General features: G+C 72.3%; 13 protein-coding genes. 4 read left to right on the top strand and 9 right to left on the bottom strand.

From position 1 onward, the window contains the following. The first annotated feature begins 334 nt into the window (after positions 1 to 334). Both ACFU5O_RS36375 and ACFU5O_RS36380 read left to right on the top strand, forming a co-directional pair. Positions 335 to 1,867, top strand: a complete 1,533-nt coding sequence (locus ACFU5O_RS36375; RefSeq protein ID WP_384247044.1) for an FAD-dependent monooxygenase — start codon at positions 335 to 337, stop codon at positions 1,865 to 1,867. A 27-nt stretch (positions 1,868 to 1,894) separates the two neighbouring features. Then, the gene (locus ACFU5O_RS36380; protein WP_384247047.1) at positions 1,895 to 2,578 is read left to right on the top strand and encodes an FMN-binding negative transcriptional regulator; all 684 of its coding nucleotides are present in this window, start codon (positions 1,895 to 1,897) and stop codon (positions 2,576 to 2,578) included. Between the two features lie 66 nt (positions 2,579 to 2,644). Here ACFU5O_RS36380 and ACFU5O_RS36385 read toward each other — a convergent pair whose 3' ends face one another. Then, positions 2,645 to 3,289: a TetR family transcriptional regulator gene (locus ACFU5O_RS36385; protein WP_307790966.1), complete on the bottom strand. Its 645-nt coding sequence runs from the start codon at positions 3,287 to 3,289 to the stop codon at positions 2,645 to 2,647. Positions 3,290 to 3,428: 139 nt separating this feature from the next. Here ACFU5O_RS36385 and ACFU5O_RS36390 point away from each other — a divergent pair, with 139 nt between their 5' ends. Together ACFU5O_RS36390 and ACFU5O_RS36395 are read left to right on the top strand one after the other, a co-directional pair. Further along, complete coding sequence (locus tag ACFU5O_RS36390) at positions 3,429 to 4,925, top strand: DHA2 family efflux MFS transporter permease subunit (RefSeq protein ID WP_384247050.1); 1,497 nt, start codon at positions 3,429 to 3,431, stop codon at positions 4,923 to 4,925. Positions 4,926 to 5,142: 217 nt separating this feature from the next. Continuing rightward, the gene (locus ACFU5O_RS36395; RefSeq protein WP_360395696.1) at positions 5,143 to 6,378 is read left to right on the top strand and encodes a cytochrome P450; all 1,236 of its coding nucleotides are present in this window, start codon (positions 5,143 to 5,145) and stop codon (positions 6,376 to 6,378) included. On the opposite strand, the gene ACFU5O_RS36400 is transcribed toward ACFU5O_RS36395, so the two are convergent. From ACFU5O_RS36400 to ACFU5O_RS36435, 8 genes are all read right to left on the bottom strand, one after another. Beyond that, entirely contained in the window at positions 6,332 to 9,151 is a 2,820-nt protein-coding gene (locus ACFU5O_RS36400) for an ATP-binding protein (RefSeq protein WP_384247053.1), read from the bottom strand. The genes ACFU5O_RS36395 and ACFU5O_RS36400 overlap by 47 nt on opposite strands. A gap of 248 nt (positions 9,152 to 9,399) precedes the next feature. Further along, a complete protein-coding gene (locus tag ACFU5O_RS36405) occupies positions 9,400 to 11,493 on the bottom strand; it encodes a HelD family protein (RefSeq protein WP_384247055.1) in 2,094 nt (697 codons plus the stop codon). Between the two features lie 533 nt (positions 11,494 to 12,026). Continuing rightward, entirely contained in the window at positions 12,027 to 13,541 is a 1,515-nt protein-coding gene (locus ACFU5O_RS36410) for a prenyltransferase/squalene oxidase repeat-containing protein (RefSeq protein WP_384247057.1), read from the bottom strand. Continuing rightward, the gene (locus ACFU5O_RS36415) at positions 13,538 to 14,362 is read right to left on the bottom strand and encodes a family 16 glycosylhydrolase (protein ID WP_384247060.1); all 825 of its coding nucleotides are present in this window, start codon (positions 14,360 to 14,362) and stop codon (positions 13,538 to 13,540) included. Before ACFU5O_RS36415 ends, ACFU5O_RS36410 begins: the two co-directional genes overlap by 4 nt. A gap of 16 nt (positions 14,363 to 14,378) precedes the next feature. Continuing rightward, entirely contained in the window at positions 14,379 to 17,468 is a 3,090-nt protein-coding gene (locus ACFU5O_RS36420) for an amino acid adenylation domain-containing protein (RefSeq protein WP_384247062.1), read from the bottom strand. A 94-nt stretch (positions 17,469 to 17,562) separates the two neighbouring features. Further along, the gene (locus tag ACFU5O_RS36425; RefSeq protein ID WP_384247064.1) at positions 17,563 to 18,390 is read right to left on the bottom strand and encodes a hypothetical protein; all 828 of its coding nucleotides are present in this window, start codon (positions 18,388 to 18,390) and stop codon (positions 17,563 to 17,565) included. A 174-nt stretch (positions 18,391 to 18,564) separates the two neighbouring features. Beyond that, positions 18,565 to 19,326, bottom strand: coding sequence for a thioesterase II family protein (locus ACFU5O_RS36430; protein ID WP_384247066.1), 762 nt, complete (start codon positions 19,324 to 19,326; stop codon positions 18,565 to 18,567). Continuing rightward, the coding region (locus tag ACFU5O_RS36435; protein WP_384247068.1) for a beta-ketoacyl synthase N-terminal-like domain-containing protein at positions 19,323 to 23,123 on the bottom strand (3,801 nt) is incomplete at its 5' end. The genes ACFU5O_RS36430 and ACFU5O_RS36435, both read right to left, overlap by 4 nt.

Here is a 23,123-nt window from a genome sequence, read left to right on the forward strand (position 1 = left end):
CCGACCGCCCAACCACCGCGGCCATCAACCTCGTTGGCGCCACCAAACCCAAACGGGTCAAACGCACACCAAAGCACTAAGTTACCGGTATTGAGGCTAGAACTGAAGACCATCACCACGGGGCTTCTTCACCGAGCAGGCTACGACCAGGGTGCAGCGTCCGTGGCTTCACCCCGTCTCCAGCCTCGGAACCCCTACCCACGGCGACGGGCGTCGGGCGGCGGGATCACCTGGCCGTAGGGGATCGCTAGGGGTTAGCCGGAGTCTCGCCTGCTCCATAGCGTGCAGCTCTGACCTGGGCAATCGCCCGACCGACGAGGAATGACGGGGTTGTATGGACAGCGTCAGCGTGCTGATCAGCGGGGCCGGGCCGACCGGGCTGACCCTCGGACTGGAGCTGGCCCGCCGGGGCGTACCGGTGCGGATCATCGACAAGGAGGAAAGCTTCACGACCGCCTCGCGCGGCAAGGCCGGTATCCAGCCGCGCACCCTGGAGGTGTTCTACGACCTCGGGGTCATCGACAAGGTCCTGGCGTCCGGTACGCAGCGGCTGCCGTTCCGGCGCTACCGCCGTGACCGGCTGATCAACGAGACCATCCCGTACCTCGACAACGCGCCCACCCAGGGCGAGCCGTTCCGCCGGCTGCACTTCATGCCGCAGTCGCGGGTCGAGGAGATCCTGCGGGAGCGGCTCGCCGAGTACGGGGTCGCCGTGGAACTGGGCACCGAGCTGGTCGAGTTCGAGCAGACGGACATGGACCGGGTGACGGCCACCCTGGCGACCGCGCAGGGCACCGAGCAGCTGTCGGCCGCGTATGTCGTCGGCTCTGACGGCGGCCGCAGCCTGGTCCGCAAGCAACTCGGCATCTCCTTCGAGGGGTTCACCGACGAGGAGAAGCAGCTGATCGTCGGGGACGTCCAGATCGATGGGCTGGCTCCGGACGCCTGGTACCAGTGGCTGGACCTCGACCTCGGTGTGGTCATGCTGTGCCCGCTCAGCGGCACGCGCTCCTGGCAGATCCAGGCCACGCCTCCCGTGGACGCGGACGGCCGGCCCATGGAGCCGTCGGTTCAGGCCCTTCAGCGGGCCGTCGACCGGGCCACCGGGATGCCGATCCGGGTGCATGACGCGACCTGGCTGTCGACCTCGCGGATCAACGTACGGATGGCCGACCGGCTGCGGGTGGGCCGGGTGTTCCTGGCCGGGGACGCCGCGCATGTCCACCCCGTGCTCGGGGCGCTGGGCGCCAACACCGGTGTCCAGGACGCCTACAACCTCGGCTGGAAGCTCGCGCTGGTCCTCGCCGGGGCGGCGCCGGAGCTGCTGGACACCTACCAGGAGGAGCGGCTGCCGGTGGCGCGCTGGACGCTGGACACCAGCGTCGCCAGCACCAGAGCCGTGTTCGAGGAGATGACCGGCGGCATCGGCGGCGCCGAGGCCGGTCTGACCCAGGAGACGCTGCAGCTCGGTCTGGAGTACCGGTCCAGTTCGCTGAGCCGCGCGATGCTCGGCGAGACCGACACCGGCGTACAGGCGGGCGACCGGGCCCCGGACTCGGTGTGCCTGGACATGGCCGGCCAGCTCGTGCGGCTGTTCGACGTGTTCCGCGGGCCGCACTTCACGCTGCTCGGCTTCGGTGCGGGCTGCGAGACGGCCCTGCGCGAGGTGGCGGCCGGGGCCCCGGACGACCTCAGGACCTGCCTGCTCGGCGAACGGCCGGCGGCGTACGGACTCGGCGCCGACACGCTGGTCCTCGTCCGCCCGGACGGCTATATCGGGCTCACCGCGCCGTCGGGGGACAGCGCGGCGGTGCTCGGTTACCTCGGCTCGCTGCTCGGCGGCACGGTGCCCGCCGCCACCGCCTGATCAGGCCCCACGGAAAGGAGAGTGCAGATGGTCTACCGCCCCGACTACTTCCGGCCACCGGACCTGGAGACGCAGTGGGACCTCATCGAGGAGTACCCGCTGGGCCTGATGGCGCTGTCGGTGGAGGGCCGGCCCGCCGCCGTCCACATCCCGTTCGTGCTCGACCGGCACGCCTGGCCCTACGGCAAGCTGCGCGGGCATCTCTCGCGGGGCAACCCGATCTGTGAGGCGCTCGCCGGCAATGTCGAGGTGGTGGTGGCGTTCCTGGGCCCCAGCGCCTATATCTCGCCCGACCACTACGCCTCCCAGCCGCACTTCCCGACGTGGGCCTACGCCGCCGTGCATGTCACGGGGCGGCCGCGGCTGCTGGACGAGGTGCGCACCATGCGCCAGCTCGACGATCTGATCGAGGACCAGGAGAGCCGGCTCGCGCCGAAGGAGCCCTGGTCGCTGCCGCGCCGGGCGAGTGCGCTGTTCGACGAATATCTGCGGCTCATCCAGGGCTTCGAGATCCCGATCGGGCGCATCGACGGCGTGTACAAGCTGGGCCAGAACAAGTCCCCGGCCGACATGGCCTCCCAGGCGAAGGCCTTCCGGGAGCGCGGCACGGACAGCATGGACCGGCTCGCCGACTACATCGAACGCCACAACAACCTGCCCCGGCAGGAGCCCGGCCACGGTTCGGATCAGCCCGCGCAGGGGACGGGCTGACACGCCGTAGGACGGGAGCACGACGAAGGCGCCGCCTCTTCGGAGGCGGCGCCTTCGTCGTCGTTCCTACTTCCGCGGGGCGACGCCCGCCAGGCCGTGGCGCAGCAGGGCGTAGGCGTGGTCGGCGTCGGCGACCGCCTCGGGGTGGACCTCGTCCGCGGACCGTCCCGCGACGATGCGCCGCCAGTTCACCGACGCCAGGATGCGCTCGGTGGCGATCACCTGGCCGGCCAGCAGGGCCGCGGTGATCTCGCGGTCCGAGTCGAGCGCGCCGGCCAGGGTCTCGGCCAGCGCGTCCTCGGCCTGGGCCAGGTACTTGCTGACGCGCGCCACCAGGCTCGGCGTGGAGTACACGAGATGGTGAAAGGCCAGGACGTCCTCGTCGTCGTTGAGCCCCGTGATGGGGTCCCGGGCCGCCAGCCCGTCCAGGAAGTGCTGGTGCAGCGCGTCGATCGCGGACACCCCGGGCGGCCGCTCGGCCACGACGCTGCTGGCCACCGTCTGGTGGTCGGCGAAGCGGTGGACGACCAGGTCTTCCTTGGTGGGGAAGTACTTGAACAGCGTGGGTTTGGAGACCTCGGCGACCGCCGCGATGTCGACGACCGAGACCTGGTCGAACCCGTGCTCCAGGAAGAGCGTGATCGCCGTGTCGGAGATCGTCTCTCGCGTTCGCTGTTTCTTGCGCTCCCGCAAGCCCATCGGCGCATTCACCAGGCCATCCTAGCACATCCCTTACCGGGGCAATCAGGTGACCGAGTCTGTGAATTGACTTGGTTAAGAAATCTGCCCTAGTGTCCGCCGCGGAAGACGGACGGGCTGCCGCCCGCGCTCACGGAAGGACGGGCAGGACATGGCACAGGCAACAGCGGCCTCCACCGAGAGGTCGGTGCGCTACCGGTGGTGGGGGCTGGGGGTGATCGCCCTGGCCCAGCTGATGGTCATGCTGGACATGACCATCGTGAACATCGCCCTGCCCTGGGCCCAGCAGGACACCGGGATGTCGGACGCGAGCCGGCAGTGGGTGGTGACCGCCTACACCCTCGCCTTCGGCGCGCTGCTGCTGCTTGGCGGACGCGTCGGCGATCTCGTCGGCCGCAAGCGCGCGTTCATGGCCGGGGCCGTCGGCTTCGCCGCCGCGTCGGTCGTGGGCGGCGCCGCGCCGAACGCCGAGGTGCTCGTCGCCGCCCGCGCGGCTCAAGGCGTGTTCGCCGCGCTGCTCGTCCCCTCGACCCTGGCCATGCTCGCCACCACCTTCACCGAACCGCGGGAACGCGCCAAGGCGTTCGGCGTCTTCAGCTCGGTCGCCAGCGCGGGCGGCGCCATCGGACTGCTCGGCGGCGGTGTGATCACCGAGTGGCTCGACTGGCGCTGGTGCTTCTACGTCAACGTCCCGATCGGCGTGGCCGTGGTGGCCGGGGCCTGGCTGCTGCTGCCGGCCATGCCCGCCAACCGCCAGCGGATCGACGTACCCGGCGCGGTGCTCTCCGCCCTCGGGATGCTCTCCCTCGTCTACGCCTTCGATCAAGCCGCGACCCACAGCTGGACCTCGGCCCGCGTCCTCGGCTGCCTCGCCGCCGCACTGGTGCTGCTCGCCGCGTTCGGCCTGGCCCAGGCCAAGGGGCCGGTCCCGCTGCTGCCGCTGCGGCTGGTCGCCGACCGCAACCGGGCGGGAGCGAGCCTGACCATCGCGCTGGCCATGGTCAGCCTGTTCGGCCTCTTCCTGATCCTCACCTACCAGCTCCAGGTGGTGATGGACTTCTCGCCGCTGCGCACGGGCCTCGCGATCCTGCCGGCGACCGTGGCGACCGTGCTCACCTCCACCCAGATCGCCGCCCGGCTGGTGCCCCGCGTACCGCTGCGCATGCTGGTGGTGCCGGGCCTGCTCATCGCGATGCTGGGCCTGCTGAACCTCGGCCGGCTCACCCCCGACAGCTCCTACGCCTCCACCCTGATGCCCACCCAGATCCTCCTCGGCATGGGCGTCGGACTGGTCATCTCGCCCTGCATCAGCGCCGCCACCTACCGGGTGCCGCCGCAGGAGGTCGGTGTGGTGTCCGCGTTCGTCAGCACCTCCCAGCAGCTGGGCGGCTCCATCGGCACGGCGCTCCTCAACGCCATCGCCACCAGCGTCACCGCCGACCGGATCGCCTCCGGCGGCCGCGGCGAACGGGCCGTCACCGAGGCGACCGTGCACGGCCACGCCGTCGCCAGCCTGTGGGCCGCGGGCATCACCGGCGTCGCCGCGCTCCTCGCCGGCCTGCTGATCACCATCGATCTGCGCAAGCCCGCACAGGCCCCCGCCGAGCAGGCCCGGACCGCGGAAGGCGATCTGGCGCCCAGCAGCTGACCCCGCCCCGAAGACCAGCAGCCGCCGGGTGACCTCCCCCGGCCCGGTGGCTGCTCAGGCCGCCCGCCGAGACTGACCGTCAGACCCGGCGGGCGGCCCCTATCAGGCCCCTACACCCCCTCTTCCGACCGTGGATCAACGCCGTCGGGGCGGGGGCGTACGTAGGCTCAGCGCGACCCGCGAACGGCCCGTAGCCGTCATTTCCGAGGATGTGCCCATGATTCAGGATTCAGCCCCGCTGGAACTCGACGACGCGTTCATGCAGGACCCCCACTCCGTGTACACGCGCCTGAACGCCGAAGGCTCGGCGCACCGGGTGATGATGCCTCCCGGGGTTCCCGTCTGCGGCGGCCTGCCGGTCTGGTTGATCACCGGCTACGAGGAGGTGCGCTCCGCCCTTGCCGACCCCCGGCTGAGCACCGACCTGAACAGGACGGACCGGCTGTTCGCGCAGAACGAGCCCGACCGCAACAAGCGCGGCGCCTTCTCCTCCGCCCTCGCCACCCACATGCTGCACTCGGACCCCCCGGACCACACCCGGCTGCGCAAGCTGGTCAACAAGGCCTTCACCAGTCGCGCCATCGAGAAGCTCCGCCCCGAGATCGAGCAGATCACCGGCGAACTGCTCGCCGCGCTGCCGGACGACGACACCGTGGACCTGTTGGACGCGTTCGCGTTCCCACTGCCGATCCGGGTGATCTGTCTGCTGCTGGGCGTGCCGCTGGAGGAGCAGGAGAACTTCAAGTCCTGGTCCAAGGCGCTCGTCTCCGGCGACTCGCCGGCCGCGACCGCCGCCGCCTCGACCGCGATGATCGAGTACCTCGGCGAGCTGATCGAGCGCAAGCGCCGTACGCCCACCGACGACGTCCTCGCCGCCCTGGTCTCGGCCCGTGACGTCGACGACCGGCTCACCGAGACCGAACTGGTCTCGATGGCCTTCCTGTTGTTCATCGGCGGCCACGAGACCACCGTCAACACCCTCGGCAACGGCACCCTGCACCTGATGCGGAACCTGGACCAGTGGGAGGCGCTGCGCCAGGACCGCTCCCTGCTGCCCGGCGCCGTGGAGGAGTTCCTGCGGCTGGAGAGCCCGCTGAAGCACGCCACCTTCCGCTGCGCCACCGAGGACCTGCGCATCGGCGACACCGAGATCCCGGCCGGCGACTTCGTGCTGCTCGCACTGGCGTCCGCCAACCGGGACCCGGAGCGCTTCGGCGATCCCCACACACTGGACGTCCGCAGGCCCACCGGCGGCCATGTCGCCTTCGGGCACGGCATCCACTACTGCCTCGGCGCGCCGCTGGCGAGGATGGAGGCGCAGGTGGCGTTCGGCGCCCTGCTCGACACATACCCCGCCATGCGTCTCGCCATCGACCCCGACGACGTGCGCTGGCGCACCAGCACGCTCATCCGCGGGCTCCACTCACTGCCGGTGCGGTTGAACCGCCCATAGAGTCCAGCCCCTGCGGCAGTTCGTCACGGCGGGACAGGTTGAGCTTGCGCAGGACACGCGTCATGTGCTGCTCGACCGTGCTAACCGTGATGAACAGCCGGCGCGCGATCTCGCGGTTGGTGTGCCCCTCCGCCGCGAGCGCGGCGACCCGCAACTCGGCCTCCGACAGCACGTCGTGCACCTGCTCGGACGCCTCGTGCCCGGCCGCGCAGGCCCGGCCGTCGGCCGCCCGCTCCGCGTCGGGCAGCAGGTTCTGCGCGAGCGGCTCGGCATGGCACTTCTTCGCCATCCGATAGGCACGCCGTACGATCACCCGGGCCCGGTTGGACTGCCCCAGCAGGTGGTAGACGCGGCCCAGATCACCGAGGGCGTGCGCCAGCAGCAAGTCGTTGCCGGAGTCCTGGAGTTCGTCCACCGCCTCCCGCAGCGCCCGCAGCCGCTGCCGGGGTTCCATCGTCGAGGCCAGCAGCCGCAGGGCGTTGCCGTGCACCCTCGGGCAGCCCTTGTGCCGGGCCAGTTCCTCCCGCAGATAGGTGACGGCCTGGTCCGGCTCGCCCAGCCGCAGCCGGGCCTCGGCCACCCCGGTGCGCCACGGGATGAGCGTGGTGTCGCCCACCCCCCAGCTCTCCAGGGCCTTCCCGCAGGCCAGGAAGTCACCGAGAGCCGCCTGAAGACGCCCCGTGGTCAGATGGAAACGGCCCCGGGCGTACAGGTAGTGCTGGCCGAACAGCGTCTCGAACACCGCCTCGGGCACCGGCCGGCTCAGCCGGGCCCGCGCCTCGTCGTAGTGGCCCATCGCGGTCAGCGCGAACACCGAACTCGCCAGCGGCATACCGATGCTGAGTCCCCAGCCCCGCGACGACATCCGGGACAGCGCCAGTTCGCTGTGCTTCTCGGCCTCCAGCAGCCGGCCCTGCCTGATCAGGTTCGCCGCCCGCAGCGAGGACAGCAGCGCGTCCCAGGTAGGGATGTTCCGCTCCCGGGCCGCCTCCAGCAGCGTGGTGCACCAGACGTCGACCTGTTCCGTGCGGTCGGCGTAGTACAGCGTCATCAGCGCCAGCGGAATGGTCTCCAGCGTCGGCGTCAGACTGGACATCTCCAGCACATGCGCGGCCCCGACCACCGCGGGCTCCGGCTCACCGCCCCGCAGGACGACGGCCAGGGCGGTCGCCGCGTGCAGACGCGGCCGCGCGGCGATCGCCGCCGGGGCGATCTCGTCGGCGACATCCAGGGACACATCGCCGAACATGCGCCGGTGGAACGGCGGGCACAGCACCGACAGCCACTGCTGCAGCGCCCTGACCTCCTCCACGCCCTGCTCGCCCGGATCGTCGGCCAGCTGCCGGTCGACCAGGCGCAGTACGTCCGCGGCCTCGTCCACATAGCCGTGCCACACCAGGTTCTTGATCAGGGACATCGCCCCCGAGGTGGCCGTCAGATGCCCGGCCTCCAGAGCCTCCTTGAGTTCCGGCAGCCGGCGCATGGCCTTGGCCGGGTCGACCTGCCAGGCGGACAGGGTGCGCTGGAACAGGATCGACGCCCGCAGCGGCCCGTCCGGGCAGATGGCGTGGGCCAGGTCGAACAGCCGCATCGCCTTGGGGAACTCGTCGTGGGCGAGCGCTTCGGCCGCGGCTTCCCGGAGCAGTGGGGGTGCCCAGGATTCCGCGATACCTCCCGCTGCCACGATGTGCTCGGCCACCGTGGCCGGATGCGCGCCGTTGTCGTGCAGCAGCACCGCGGCACGCCCGTGCAGCCGGGCCCGTTCCTCCGCGGAGACCTCACCGCACAGCACCGTGCGCATCCTCGGATGGCGCAGCCCCGGGCTCGCCAGCAGGCCCGCCTGGGTCAGCTCCTGGAAGAGCCGGGTGGGCGGACTGGTGCTGTTGCGATCGAGCAGAACCGTCAGGGTGTCCGGTCCCAGCACCGCCAGATGCCGGGCGAGATCGGCCGCGGGCGCGCTGACGCGGTGCACACAGTCGGCGACCGCGGAGTCGAACATCTCCCCGGCGACCGGCCGTGAAGCGGCCGCCTCCGTGCCGTTCAGGGCATTGCGCGTGTCCTCGATCAGCGCCTGCGCCAGCAGCGGGCTGCCGCCGCTCGCCGCATGGAACTCCTCGGCGTCGGCCTCGTCCACCGGCACGCCCAGCCGGTCGGACAGCAGCAGCCGGATGTCGTCCGTGGTCAGCGGAGGCACCCGCAGCTGATGGAAGCCGGGCTGGCGGGCGAACTCGGCGCGCGCGGCGGAGTACGGAGGCAGGGCACCCGGCCGGTCGGTAAACACCGCCAGGACGCGCGAGGCGACCATACGGCGGGCCAGATGGCCGAGGCAGCCCAGCGACTCGGGGTCCGCCTCGTGGAGGTCGTCCACGGCGAGGACGAGGGGCTGCTCGTCGGCCAAATCCATGACGGCCGCGCAGAATTCGTCCATCGACTTGTCGAGTTCGCCTTCCGGGGCGCGGGTGACCGCCGCGAGGCTGCGGCCGACGGCCGCGAGAGTGTCACTCGTATGCTGTGAGGCTCCTTTGAATCGTCCCGTGTGCCACAGGAGTTGGTGGACGACGCCCCATGCGTTGGAGCGTTCCCTCGGTGAGCAGGCCGCCCTCAGGACGAGCGACCCGGATTTCGCCGCGTGCTGGGTGAATTCATGCAGGAGGGCCGTCTTGCCGACCCCCGCAGGGCCACTGACCAGGGCGATCGGACCCGCTCCGCGGTCGCGTGCGGTCAGCAGGTCATGCAATTGGGTGAGTTGTATGTCCCGTCCGACGATGGACATCCGCAAGATGCTCCCTATGGTGCCGAGGCTTCGGTATGTCTTCAGCCATCCTGCAACTTCAGGGAGTCCACAGAACGATCAGTGACTATCGCCACAGCGATTTGGCGCAAGCGCGACCGTCGGGAACGGAAATCCGGCCAACATCCGATCCAAAGGCAATGATCCGCCGTGGAATTCGTCAAACGGCCGTAAAGAAAATGCGGCCCGGGGGAGTCCGCGGGCCGCACATCTCGGTCACATCGGCGCGGTCAGGCGACGAGCGGCTCCGGCAGCGGCCGGGCGTGCAGGACGTCCAGCCGGGACACCGCACGCGTCACCACGACGTAGAGCCGGTGCAGTCCGCGCGCCTCGGACTCGACGATCGCGGCCGGCTCCACCACTACGACATGGTCGTACTCCAGGCCCTTGACGACCGTCGCGGGCAGCACGGTCACCCGGGCGGCCGTGCCGACCTCATCGGCGGTCGCCGTCTCGATGCCCGCCTTGCGCAGCGCCGCCGAGGTCGCGGCCACCGCGTCGTCGGCTGCGATCACGGCGACCGACCCCTCGCGGTCGAGCGCCGCACGCACCGCGGACACCGTGGCGGCCGCCATGTCGTCGACCTCGCTGACCGTCAACTCGCCGTCATGGCGCAGCGAATGGGCCGGCGGCACATCCACACCGAGGGCCCCCACCAGCCGGTTGGCCAGCTCCATCACCGCCGCCGGGACACGGAAGCCGGTGGTCAGCGGGACGACCGTGGCCTGCGCCTTGCCCAGATACGTCAACTGCTCCTGCCAGGACCGCGCCGACCAGGGCGCCGTCGCCTGGGCCAGGTCGCCCAGCACCGTGATGGACCCGAACGCGCTGCGGCGGGCGATCGCCCGGCACTGCATGGGCGACAGGTCCTGGGCCTCGTCCACGACCACATGGCCGAAGCCCTCGGGGCGCTCGATGAGCCCCGCGACCTCGTCGAGCAGCAGCATGTCCTCGACCGACCAGGTCGCGCTCTTCTCCGACCGCGGCGGCTTGGCCCACAGCAGCGCCCGCTGCTCGGCCGCGTCGAACACGCCGTCCGCCGCCTCCTCCATCACCGCCGGGTCGCTCAGCAGCGCGGCCACGACCTCCTCCGGCCGCGCCACCGGCCACGCGGCCTCCAGCAGCGCGGCGACCGGCTTCGAACGGCCGATCTTCCGCGCCCAGGTGACACTCTTCGGCCCGGCCCGCCGCTCGGCCTGCTGCTGGATCAGCGTCACCACCCGCGAACGCACATGCTCGCGCCCGACGCCGTACGGCACCCCCATGCCCTGCACCTCGTCGATGACGCGGGCCAGGTCGTACGAGTCGACCCGCCAGCGGTACGACCCGTCGGTGACGGCGATCGACTCCTCCGGGTGCCTCACCCGGGCGTACAGGGCCCGCTCCAGGACGGTCGCCATCCGGTCGCTGTGCTTCAGCACGCCCACGTCCTCCCCGTCCACCCGCTTGACCGGGTGTCGGGCCACCATGTCCTCCACCGTGAGCTGGGCGATGTCGATCTCGCCCAGCGACGGCAGCACCTCGGAGATGTAGCGCAGGAAGGTGCGGTTCGGGCCGATGATCAGCAGACCGCTGCGCTGCAGCCGCTCAGGGAACGTGTAGAGGAGAAACGCCGCGCGGTGCAGACCCACGGCGGTCTTGCCGCTGCCCGGCGCGCCCTGCACGCACACCGACTCGTTCAGTTCGCTGCGGACCAGGTTGTCCTGTTCCGGCTGGATGGTGGCGACGATGTCACGCATCGGGCCGAGCCTGGGCCGCTCGATCTCGGCCGCGACGATCGCGCTCGCCGCGTCACCGTCGCCCTCGCCACGGGCGTGGTCGAGGGGCTCGTCCTCCAGTCCGGTGAGGTCCTCCGGAGCGCCATGGCTCCAGGGCGCCCAGCCGAAGCGCCGCCGCACCGCGACTCCGCGCGGCTCCAGGGCGCTCGCCTGGTAGTAGGTGCGCGAGACCGGCGCACGCCAGTCGATCACCAGCGGCGGTGCGGCCGGGTGCTCCGAGACCCGCCTGCGGCCGATGTAGTACCGCTGCCGCCGGTGGTCCCCCGCGTCCTCCGTGTCCTCGAAGTCGAGCCGGCCGAAGAACAGCGGGCTGTCGGGCTCCTCCGCCATCTGCCGTGCCCGGGTGCGCAGATAGCGGCCCAGCGCCTCGGCGCTCGCGCCGTCGCCCGACACGTCCTCGCCCGCGACGACCTGGTACTGGGCATCGTCCACCTGGCGGGTCATCGCCTCGCGGCACATCGCGACGTACGCACGCTCCAGGGCCAGCTCGTCGTCGAGTCCGACGGCCTCCTGGGTGCCGTACGTGTCCTGGACGTGTGACGTCATCGATCGACCTTTCCGAAGTGACGGTCTTGCGCGCCGCCCGGCGGGGCCGGTCGGCGAATTCCGGGTCACAGCATAACTGAACCGGGTTAATAGACTGGCTGAGTTGTGTTATTGGCGGGGTGGGGGAGGGCTGGGTGCTGATCGGTTCTCCGCCGGGCCCGGACCTGGGTCAGCGCCGGCCGGGCCTGAGGCAACGCCGAGCTGCGGCCTGGGTCTTCGCCGGGCGGCGAGGTGGGGCACCGAGGGGTCGTGACCTGGGGCAGCCCTGGTGGCGCATGATCCCGTTGGGTCGTGCCCCTGGGTCAGCGCCGGGACGCCGCCTGTGGCACCGAGGGGCGTGACCGGGGAACGGCCGGGCGGTCTCCGCCGGGCCGCGGCCTCGGTCCGCGCGGGTGCCGACCGAGATGGCGGCATCGGTGCCGCGCCGGGCGGCGGCCTGGGTGCACCGAGGGGCCGCCACTTGGGTAAGGGCGGCCGGCGCCTGGTCTCCGCCGGGCCGTGCGGCCCAGGGCCGGGCCCGGCGGAGGCCGCGGTCATCGTCGGGCCGCGAGCAGGGCTCCCAGTACTGCCGCGCGCACCAGGTGGGCGGGTGCGTAGAGTTCCTTGCCGATCCACAGCGGGGGGTGGCGTTCCACGTTCAGGCCGTGTTCCAGGAGGAAGGCGCGGCCCCGTTGCACGGCCTCGGCCGCCTCCTCCGAGGGGGTGTCGGCGGTCAGTTCCAGCAGGGTGCGTACCGCGTAGGCGGTTTCCTCGGCTGTGCCCTCCCAGCGGCCCCAGGAGCCGTCCTCGCGCTGTTGCTCCAGGAGCCAGGCCACGGACCCGCGCAGCGTGTCGGCCGTGTCCGGGCCGGCATACCGGTGCAGGGCCAGGGCGCAGCGCATCGTCGCGAAGTAGGGCGAGGCGTGCCATTTGTCGGACCAGCTGCCGTCCGGGTGCCGGTGGTTGCGCAGCCATGTCGCGATCCGGGCCACGGCGTCCCGGTAGCGGTCGTCGTCGACGGGATCGCCGGCCAGGTGGCAGCCCAGGGCCTCCAGGATGTGGGCGTTGGTGGTCGTGGAGGGCTCGTGCTCCGGGATCGTGGACATGAAGTGGCTGCCCGCGTCGTACTGCCACAGGTACGCGGGCTCCTGGGGTGCCCCCAGGTGGGCCAGGGCCGCGAGGACGATCGCGCTGGTCTCCGCCTCGTACGCGAATCCCGGCGCGGTGGGGGCACCCGACCGGCCGACGTCGCCCGGCAGTTCCTTCAGCAGCGGGGCGAGCACCTCGCGCGGCACCCCCGCGGTCGCCAGGTTGCCGGCGATCCACGCGCGTTCGTAGAAGACGAGCGAGGTCATCGCGGCGACCCGGCCGCCGCCCTGCTCCTGGGCCCGCCGCAGGAAACGTAGCGAGGGATGCGTGGGATCGGCCGGCTCGCGCGGGCCGAGCCAGGCCGCCGTGGCGGCCGCGGAACAGCCGACGACCCCGTCGACCGGCTCCATCACCGCGGCACCGACGGCCGCCGGGCCGATGATCTCCAGATAGTGACCGGCGAGCGGATTGCGCCAGGCGCCGCCGCGCAACGCGCGCAGGGCGTCGTCGCTCAACCCGTGCGGCAGCGCCAGCGGTTGAGCCGGCGTGTCCCCGAGGACGGCGAGACGGACGTTGACGCCCTCCACCAGGGCCGGGATCAGCATGAAGAACACGACCGTCGACGGCACCGGCCGGGCCACCAGAGCGGCCGCCGCCGCGAGCCCCCGACGCGCGGCCTCGGCGAGACCGGCACGCGGCAGCGGCGGCGTCTCGCCCTCCCGGCCCAGCACGGCGAGCAGCGCCTCCGTCGCACTCAGCGTCGGCACGAGGGCGTACCCGCCGGGCCCGGCCCAGCTGCCGTCGGGCCGCTGCTCGTCCAGGAGATGACGGACCCGGGCGGTGTCGCCGTCCAGCCAGGGGGCCAGCGACACCAGCCGGGCCGTCTCGTACACCGAGGGACCCAGCGCGCCGGTCGGATCGTCCAGCACCTGGTCGACCAGCTCCGCGACGAGCGCGTCGAGATCGGGGCCCGCGGTCACGCCGGGATCTCCTCGGAGACGGTGATGCTGTCGACGAGCAGCGACGACGGCAGCGTGGAAGGGTCGGGGTCGCCCGGCAGGACCGGGCCGCCCGGGCTGCCGATGATGATCGCCAGACAGAAGTACACCGGCTGGTCGAACAGCCAGCCCTTCGGGGTGGTGTCCTGCGGGGTCAGCCGCAGATACTCGCGGCCGTCCAGGTACCAGGTGATCGAGTCGGGGCCGCGCCGCCAGACCGCCGAGTAGTTGTGGAAGTCCTCGCTGAGCGCACTGCCGTCCTCGGTGGTGGTGCGCGCGCCCATGCCGAGGGACGGGATCTGGTGGCACTCGGGGGAGTGCACGGCACCCCACACCGAGTCGGGCTCCGAGCCCAGCGCCTCCAGGACGTCGATCTCCCCGGCCCGGTACCAGGCCTGCACCGGGTCCTCGTCACCCCGGTGGCGCAGCTGAGTGCCCCACGCCCACAGAGCACAGTCCAGGCCGGGGCCCGCCGCGGTCTTCACCCGGGCGTCCAGGCGCAGCGCACCGCCGGGACGCGGCACGAAGTCCTCGCGCAGGGTCTCCAGCCACGCCGCCCGGTACTCCCCGGCCTCATGCGTGGCGGTGATCCTCAGATGCCCGGCCCCGTCGAGGCCGACGTTCGCGGGGTCGTCCGTGTGGAACTCGATGCCGGCGCCGAACGGCTGCCCGGTGACGACCTGCCACAGGGCGGGGTCGGGCGGCGAACCGGCCGGCCCGTCGAAGGTGTCCTGCCACAGGACCCGCCACGACGACGGCGGTACGGTCCCGGCGGACGGGGCGGTGGCGTGCTTCTGGTTCACGGTCTCCATTGCTTTCTCAGGCTCCGGCTTCGAGACGCTCGGCCATGGCGAGCGGGGTGGGATGGGCGAACAGGTCGGTCAGCCGCACCGGCACGCCCTGCGTCTTCTCGATGCGCTGCACGAGCTGCGCGCCGAGCAGCGAATGCCCGCCGCTGTCGAAGAAGTTGGCGTCCGGGCCGATGTCGGTCCGGCCGAGCGTGGTCTGCCACAGCGCGAGCAACTGCCCGGCCGTACCCGACTGCGCTTCGGGCACGGCCTCGGCCGCCGGACTGCGCTCGGCACGGCGCTGCTCGGCGAGACGGGTCAGCGCGAGATGGTCCCGCTTCTCGTTGGCGGTGGTCGGCAGCGACTCGAGCACCACGATCTCCTGGGGTACGGCGGCGGAGGGCAGCAGGGACCGGGCATGAGCCGTGAGCCCGGCGGCGTCCAGGCCGTCGGGGGACTCCACGAAAGCGACCAGGGCCGCGTCCGCCCCGCCCCGGCCGACCACGACCACGGCGACATCCCGCACGCCCGGATGGCCGAGCAGTACCGCCTCCACCTCGCCCAGCTCGATGCGATGGCCGCGCAGCTTGATCTGACGGTCGGTCCGGCCCAGCAGCTCGACAGTGCCGTCGGGCCGCAGCCGGGCCAGATCGCCGGTGCGGTAGTGGCGCCCGTACACGGGATGGTCCGCGAAGCGCTCCGCCGTCAGCTCAGGGCGATTGTGGTAGCCGAGCGCGACACCTGCCCCGGCGATGCACAGCTCGCCCTGCACCCCGACCGGCAGCTCCCGGCCGTCCGGGTCGACGATGAACACCTGGGTATTGGCGATCGGGCGGCCCACGTCCACGCGGTCCACGTCGGCCGGCACCGGGCCCGAGGTGGACCAGATGGTCGTCTCGGACGGGCCGTACACATTGAGCAGCGAGCCGCCCGAGGCGGCGAGGGTGCGGGCCAGCGCGGGCGGCAGCGGTTCCCCGCCGCAGACCAGGCGCCTGCCCGCGAGCCGGCCGTCGGCCGCGTCGGCGACGACACGCCAGGTCGCCGGGGTGGCCTGCACGATGCCGACGTCGTGCGCGACGACCTCGCCGAGCAGGGCACGGCCGTCGGTGCGGGCCTCGTCGGAGGCCACGACCAGCCGCCCGCCGCAGACCAGCGGCAGGAACAGCTCCAGCGCGGAGATGTCGAAGGCGAACGTGGTCAGCCACAGCACGGAGTCCTCCGCGGTGACCTTCAGCTCCTCGGCGAAGTGCTGCACCACATTGCCGAGGCTGCGGTGGCTGATCAGGGTGCCCTTCGGCTTCCCCGTCGAACCGGAGGTATAGATCAGATACGCGCAGGAGTCCGGATCGGGCCCGCTCGCCGAGGTGTCCGGGAGCGGCCCGTCCTGCCCGACCCGCTCCAGCGGCAGCACACGCGCCCGGACACCCTCGGGCAGCTCCACGCCCGGCGCCGTGAGCACGGCCCGCGCCCCGGAGTCCTCCAGGACGTACGCCAGCCGCTGCGCGGGGTGCTCCGGGTCGACGGGCAGATACACCGCGCCGGCCAGCCACACCCCCAGGGCCGCGGCCGCGAGTTCGGGCCCGCGGGGCGCCGCGAGCGCGACGATGTCACCGGCCCCGACACCGGCGTCCGCGAGGACGGCCCGGGTGTGTTCGGCGGCCCCCCACAACTCGGCGTACGTCGTGCTGCGGCCGCCGCTCACAACGGCAGACGCGGACGGCGCCAGCGCCACCCGCTCCCGCACCGCCGTGAGCACATCGGCCGGCTCCACCGGGCGCGCGGTGTCGTTGGAGGCGGCGAGGACCGCCCGGTCGGAGGGACCGGCCAGCGGGAGTTCGCCCATCGGCAGGTCCGGCCCGGCCGCGGCCGCGAGCAGCAGCGACTCGAAGCGTTCGAGCAGGCCCTGTACGTCCGCCCGGTCCAGGACCTGTGTGTAGTACGCGGCCCGGATGGTCACCCGGTCCGCGGAGGACAGGAAGAAGAACTCGAGGTCGAACTTGCTGAACCCGTTCTCCACCGGCAGCCTGCGGGCCGTGGTGTCCGCGAGCGGGAAGGTCGTACGGCCCTCGTCGGGAACGTAGTTGAACAGATGCCGGAAGACGGTGTTGCGCCAGGAGGCGCCTCCGTCCCTGCGCAGTTCCGGCGTCAGGACGTCGACCGGGACATCGGCGTGGGCGACCGCCCCGAGGAACGCGTCGCGGGCCGTGCGCACCAGGCCCCGGAAGCCGCCGCCGAGGTCGACGGGGATGCGCAGCGGCAGGGTGTTGACGTGGTAGCCCACCGCCCTGGACGCCTCCCGCGCACGGACGTTGACCGGAGTGCCCACCACCAGGTCGGGCCCCGCGCCGTGCCGGGCCAGCAGCAGCCCGTACGCGGCCAGCAGCACCACGGCCTCCGGCGCGCGCAGCTCCTTCTGCAGCCGGCGCAGCACCTCGGTCGCCCGCGGGGACAGATCGGCGGTGACCTGGTCGCCGGTGAGGGTCGGCTCGGGCAGGTCCTCGCTGCCGCACCACAGGGCGAGCCCGGCGGCATCGGCCCCGGCCAACTGCCCGCGCCAGTACTCCACGGCGGCGGGCCGGGGAGCGGGCTCCCGGTACGGCGGCTGAGCGGCCAGCAGTTCGGCGGGCGGTTCGCCGCCGGCGGCCAGCGCCGTGTACCCGGCGGTGAACTCGTCCAGCAGGACCGCGCCGGAGACCGTGTCGAAGACGAGGTGATGGACGGCGAGACAGAACGCGTCACCGTCCGCGCACCGCACCAGCGCGGCCCGCACCAGCGGCCGCCCGTCGATGTCGAAGGGCCGCGCGATGAACCCGCCCACGACAGCGGCGACTTCACCCGGCTCCGCCGCCAGCTCCTCGACCTCGATCGGCAGGGCGTCGGCGTCGAGCACCTCCTTGGTGAGGCCCGCCTCCTCCTGCCGGAACACCGTGCGCAGGGCCTCGTGCCGGCGCAGCAGCAGCTCGACCGTGCCCTGGACCGCGGGGCCGAGCAGGGCCGCGTCGGCCTGGAGGGCGACGGAGAGGTTGTTGACGCCCTTGACGGGCACCAGCTCGTCCAGGAGCCAGAGGGCGTGCTCCTTGCTGTCGGCCGGGAGGGACCGGGGTTGCGTTGCTTCTGGCATTCCAACCGTTCCGTAGATTCGCGTCCGTGGATTCGCGTTCGTAGATGCGCGAAATTCGCTTGTGGGGTATGCGAGTGCGGAGGCGCCTGGCTCCTCAGCCGCGCGTCTCGGTGCCGAGCAGCTCGGCCACCGTGCGGGTGACACCCGGGTCGCGCAGCAGATCGACATGCGGGACGTCGACGCGCAGCTCCCGGCCCACGGCGATGTCCTGCCCGGCTCCGCGGGAGCCGTTCAGGCCGCTCGTGGGCGACGAGGAGGTGACGACGACGGCCTCCCGCCACGCCGGCAGGGGGTCGATCTCCGCGGCCGCGATCAGATAGCCCACGAACGACGCGAAGACCGCGGTGAACTCCTCCTGCCGCTTCTCGTCCAGCTCCAGCCGGTCGAAGACGGGCTTGGCGGTACGCCGGTACACATCGAGGAGTTCGGCGCCCAGCGGCGCCATCTCGGTGTGCTGCTCATGGGCCCGCCGCGCCTCGGCCGCCGCCTGCGCGGTCTCCTCGTCGCTCAGCAGGGTGGACATGGAGTCGAGGACCTTGTGGAACTGCGAGTAGAGCGTCAGCGGGCCGGACTGCTCGGGGTCGAACAGCACGAGCGCGGGCGCCCGGCCCTGCCGTTCGGCGATGCGCTGCGCGATCGCGCCCGCGTAGACGCCGCCGACGCAGAAGCCGAACACCGCGCGGACCGGGCGGCCGTCGGCGGCCACCTCCTCCAGCCACCGCTCGACGGGACCGGCACCACCGGCGCCGGTGCCCGCCTCCTGGGGAACGGTCTCCCAGATCGAGAAGGGCAGGCCGGCCAGACCCGCCGCGAGATCGGTGAAACGGCCCTCGGCGCGGCCGGTGGCGTCGAAGTCCACGGCGAGCACCAGCTCGTGCGCGTCCGCGTTGCCGAGAACCCGCCACTTCTGCGGTTCGGTCATGGTTCGGGCTCCCCCAGGTGCAGTGGAAAACAGTGCGTTTGTGGTCGTGGACGCCGCTTCGGGCGAGGGTGTTGAATTCGCGGTCACGCTATGTGCGCCTCCCGGCCCGGATAACCCCTAGCCGACCCCTTGCGACCCCAGGCCGGTGCGGGTGGGCGGACAGCGCGGCCGTGCTCACCGGAACCGGTCCAGCTGCCCGGACAGGACCCGGGCGACCGCGTCGGTCCGTTCCGAGACGAAGAAGTGACCGCCGTCGAAGACCCGCAGGTCGAAGGGGCCGGTGGTGTGCTCCTGCCAGGCCCCGGCCTCCTCGACGGTGGTCTTCGGGTCGGTGTCGCCGGTCAGCGCGACGACGGGGCAGCTGACCGTCGCGCCCGGCGCGCTGCGGTACCGCTCGATCGCCTTGTAGTCGGCCCGCAGCGACGGCAGGAACATCCGCACGATGTCCTCGTCGTCCAGCGCCGCCTGCGCGGTGCCGTCCAGGGCTTGGATCTCCCGCAGCAGAGCGTCGTCGCCCATGCGGTGCAGATCCTCGCTGCGATGCCGGGACGGCGCCCGCCGCCCCGACACGAACAGGGAGACGGGCTTCACACCGGCCCGCTGCTCCAGCCGCAAGGCCACCTCGAAGGCGACCGACGCGCCCATGCTGTGTCCGAACAGGGCGAGCGGCCGGTCGGTGCCCACGGCCTCGACGACCGCCTCGTAGGCGGCGTCGGCCAGCTCGTGCAGATCCTCGAAGGCGGGCTCCCGATGCCGGTCCTGACGGCCCGGATATTGCACGGCCACCACGTCCAGCCGCCCGGCCAGCGCCCGGGACAGCGGATGGAAGGACGTGGCCGAGCCGCCGGCGTGCGGGAAGCACACCAGGGTGACGGTGTCGGCGGGCGCCTGCTGATAGCGGCGGACCCAGGGGCTCTCTGTACGTGTGGGGGTCATGACGCGGTCCTCTTCATCTCCTCGTGCAGGTGCGCGGCGAGTTCCGCCGGCGTGGGGTGGTCGTAGACCAGCGTGGGCGGCAGGTCGATGCCGGTGACCTTGGTGAGCCGTCCGCTCAGCTCCACCGCGGTCAGCGAGGCGAAGCCGGCGTCGAGGAAGTCCTGGTCGGCAGGGAGCGCATCCGGATCGGAATGCCCGAGCACCGCGGACGCGGCCGACAGCACCGCGTCCAGCAGCAGAGCGGGCCGCTCCTGCTCGGACGCCCCGGCCAGTGCCCGCGCCAGGTCGTCGCCGCCCTCGGGCAGCGGGGCGTCCTGAGACGTGTCGGCCGCAGCCCTGCCGTGGTCCCACGCCGACAGCAGCGACAGCACGGCGTTGAGGGAGTCGGCCTCCTGGGCGGAGTCGACGTCGAGCAGTGTGGCCAGCCCACCGAGATCCCGGCTTTCGACGGCCTGCCAGAAGCGCCGCTCCAGGTCACCGTCACGGGGCATGGTCGTCGAGGCCTGCGGCGCGGCCGGCCCGGACGGCAGCCAGTACGCGCTGCGCTGGAAGGCGTACGTCGGCAGCTCGACCGTACGGGCGCCGGTGGGGGCGAACACCGCCTTCCAGTCCGGGGACACCCCGTGGACGTGCAGCTCGGCGACGGCCGTGCCCAGCGCGACGGCGTCGGCACGGTCGCGCCGCTGGACGGGCACCACCAGCGCATGGCCGCCGAGGCTCTCGCGGGCCATCGGGGCCAGCACGGCGTCCGGGCCGACCTCGACGTACGCGGTCACGCCCTCCTTCTCCAGATGCGTGAGCTGATCGGCGAAACGCACCGCCTCACGCGCGTGGCGCACCCAGTAGCCGGGGTCCTCCAGCAGCCCGTCCGCAGCCGTCTCCCCGGTGACGTCCGAGACCACGGGGATGCGTGGCGCCCGGTACGACACCTCACGCGCGACCGCCGCGAACTCCTCCAGCATCGGGTCCAGCAGCGGCGAGTGGAACGCGTGACTGACCCGCAGCCGCCGGGTCCTGCGGCCCAGACCCGCGAAGTGCGCGACGATCTCCTCTACGGCACTCACGCGGCCCGAAACGACCACGGCCGAAGGCCCGTTGACCGCGGCGACCCCCAACTCGTGCGTCCGGCCGGCCAGCAGCGGCAGCACCTCGTCCTCCGCCGCCTGCAGCGAGGCCATCGCCCCGTCGTCGGGCAGCGACTGCATCAGCCGGCCGCGTGCCGCCACCAGCCGCGCCGCGTCGGGCAGATCGAAGACCCCGGCGACATGAGCCGCGGCCAGCTCACCGATCGAGTGCCCCGCGAGCAGCTCCGGCCGCAGTCCCCATGCCTCCAACTGCCGGAACAGCGCCACCTCTACGGCGAACAGCGCGGGCTGCGCGTACTGGGTACGGTCCAACAGCTCCGCCTCCGGCGTGCCGGAGTCGGCGAACACCACATCGGCCAGGGGTCGTTCGAGCAACGGACCGAACTGCGCGCAGACCTCGTCGAAGGCCGCGGTGAACACCTTCGACGAGGCGTACAGCTCCCGGCACATCCTGGGCCGCTGAGTGCCCTGCCCGGAGAACAGGAAGGCGACCTTGTGTCCGGTCGTGCCCGCACCCCGCACGAGGAACGGCGAGTCTTCGCCACGGGCCAGCGCGTCGAGAGCCGCGAGCCGGTCCGCCGGATCATCGGCCAGCACGACACCCCGGTGCCCGAACGCCGACCGGGTCGTGGCCAGCGACAGCCCGACCTGCGCGGCGGTCAGCTCCGGCCGCTCCCGTACGAAGTCCCGCAGCAGCGCCGCCTGCGCGCGCAGGGCCGCCGCACTCTTGCCGGACAGCACCCACGGCTGCACGACACCACCCGGCTCGCCCTCCGTGGCCGGGCTGTGGTCCGGCTCGGCGTGCTCCAGCACGACATGGGCGTTGGTCCCGCTGATGCCGAAGGAGGAGACGGCCGCGCGGCGGGCCCGGCCCGTGTCCGGCCACTCGGTGGTCTCGCTCAGCAGTGATACGGCGCCGGAGTTCCAGTCGACGTGGGTGGAGGGGGTGTCGACGTGGAGGGTGCGGGGGAGGAGGCCGTGGCGCATGGCCATGACCATCTTGATGACTCCTCCGACACCGGCTGCGGCCTGGGTGTGGCCGATGTTGGACTTGAGCGAGCCGAGCCAGAGGGGCTGTTCGGGGGTGTGGTCCTGGCCGTAGGTGGCCAGCAGGGCCTGTGTCTCGATGGGGTCGCCGAGGCTCGTGCCCGTGCCATGGCCCTCGACCACGTCGACGTCCGCGCCGGTCAGTCCGGCACTGGAGAGGGCCTGGCGGATCACCCGCTGCTGCGCGGGCCCGTTGGGTGCGGTGAGGCCGTTGCTCGCGCCGTCCTGGTTCACCGCGCTGCCGCGCACCACCGCCAGCACCGGGTGGCCATTGCGTCGGGCGTCCGACAGCCACTCCAGCAGCAGGACGCCCACGCCCTCGCTCCAGCCGGTGCCGTCCGCGGAGTCCGCGAACGCCTTGCACCGCCCGTCGCGGGCCAGACCCCGCTGCCGGCTGAACCCGATGAAGGTGCCGGGCGTGGTCATGACGGTCACGCCCCCGGCGAGCGCCAGCGAGCACTCGCCGTTGCGCAGCGACTGCACGGCCAGATGCAGGGCGACCAGCGAGGAGGAACAGGCGGTGTCGACGGTGATGGCCGGGCCTTCCAGGCCGAGGTGGTACGCCACCCGCCCGGAGGCGATGCTGCCCGAACTGCCGTTGCCGAGAAAGGCCTCCAGGCCCTCCGGCACCTCGGTGACCTGTGTGCCGTAGTCGTGGTACATGACTCCGGCGAAGACGCCCGTACGGCTGCCGCGCAGGGCCCGCGGGTCGATGCCGGCCCTTTCTACGGCCTCCCAGGAGGTCTCCAGGAGCAGTCGCTGCTGCGGGTCCATGGCCAGGGCCTCGCGCGGCGAGATCCCGAAGAAGGCCGGGTCGAACTCGGCCGCGTCGTAAAGGAATCCGCCTTCCACGGCGTACGTCGTGCCGGGGTGGTCCGGGTCCGGGTGGTACAGCGCCTCCGTGTCCCAGCCGCGGTCGTCGGGGAACCCGGAGATCGCGTCGGCGCCGGAGTGCACAAGCCGCCACAGGTCCTCCGGGGTGCGCACCCCGCCCGGATAGCGGCAGGCCATGGCCACGACGGCCACCGCGTCCTCGTCCTGGGCACCTTGCCGCGCCGGGCCGGCCACGGGGCCGGGCTCGTCGCCGACGGCCTCGGTGACGATGTGCCGGGCCAGTTCGACCGGGCTCGGGTGGTCGAACACCAGCGTGGCGGGCAGCCGCAGCCCGGTGGCCGAGGCCAGCCGGTTGCGCAGCTCGATACCCGTCAGCGAGTCGAACCCCAGGTCCTTGAAGCTGAGTTCGGCCTCGACACCGCCCGCGCCCGCATACCCGAGGATCGCGGCGGTGTGCTCCCGCACCAGGCCGAGCACGACCTCCACGCGCTCGGCAGGCTCCAACTCGCCCAGCCGGGCGGCCAGGGACCGGTCCTGCTGCTGCGCCCCCTCCCGCGCGGCGGCACGGCGCGCCGGGCGGCGGACCAGCCCGCGCAGCAACGCCGGTACGGGCTCCCCGTCGAGGGACCGCCCCAGGGCCGCGACATCCAGCCGGATCGGCAGCAGATGCGCCTCACCCGACTCGCACGCCGCGTCGAACAACGCCAGCCCCTCGGCCGCGGACAGCCCGGACACCCCGTGGCGGGTCATGCGGTGGAGGTCGGTGTCGGTGAGGTTGCCGGTCATGCTGCTGCGGTCTTCCCACAGGCCCCAGCCGAGGGAGAGTGCAGG

It is taken from the genome of Streptomyces sp. NPDC057445 (genome assembly GCF_042802855.1).
Taxonomy (GTDB): Bacteria; Actinomycetota; Actinomycetes; order Streptomycetales; family Streptomycetaceae; genus Streptomyces.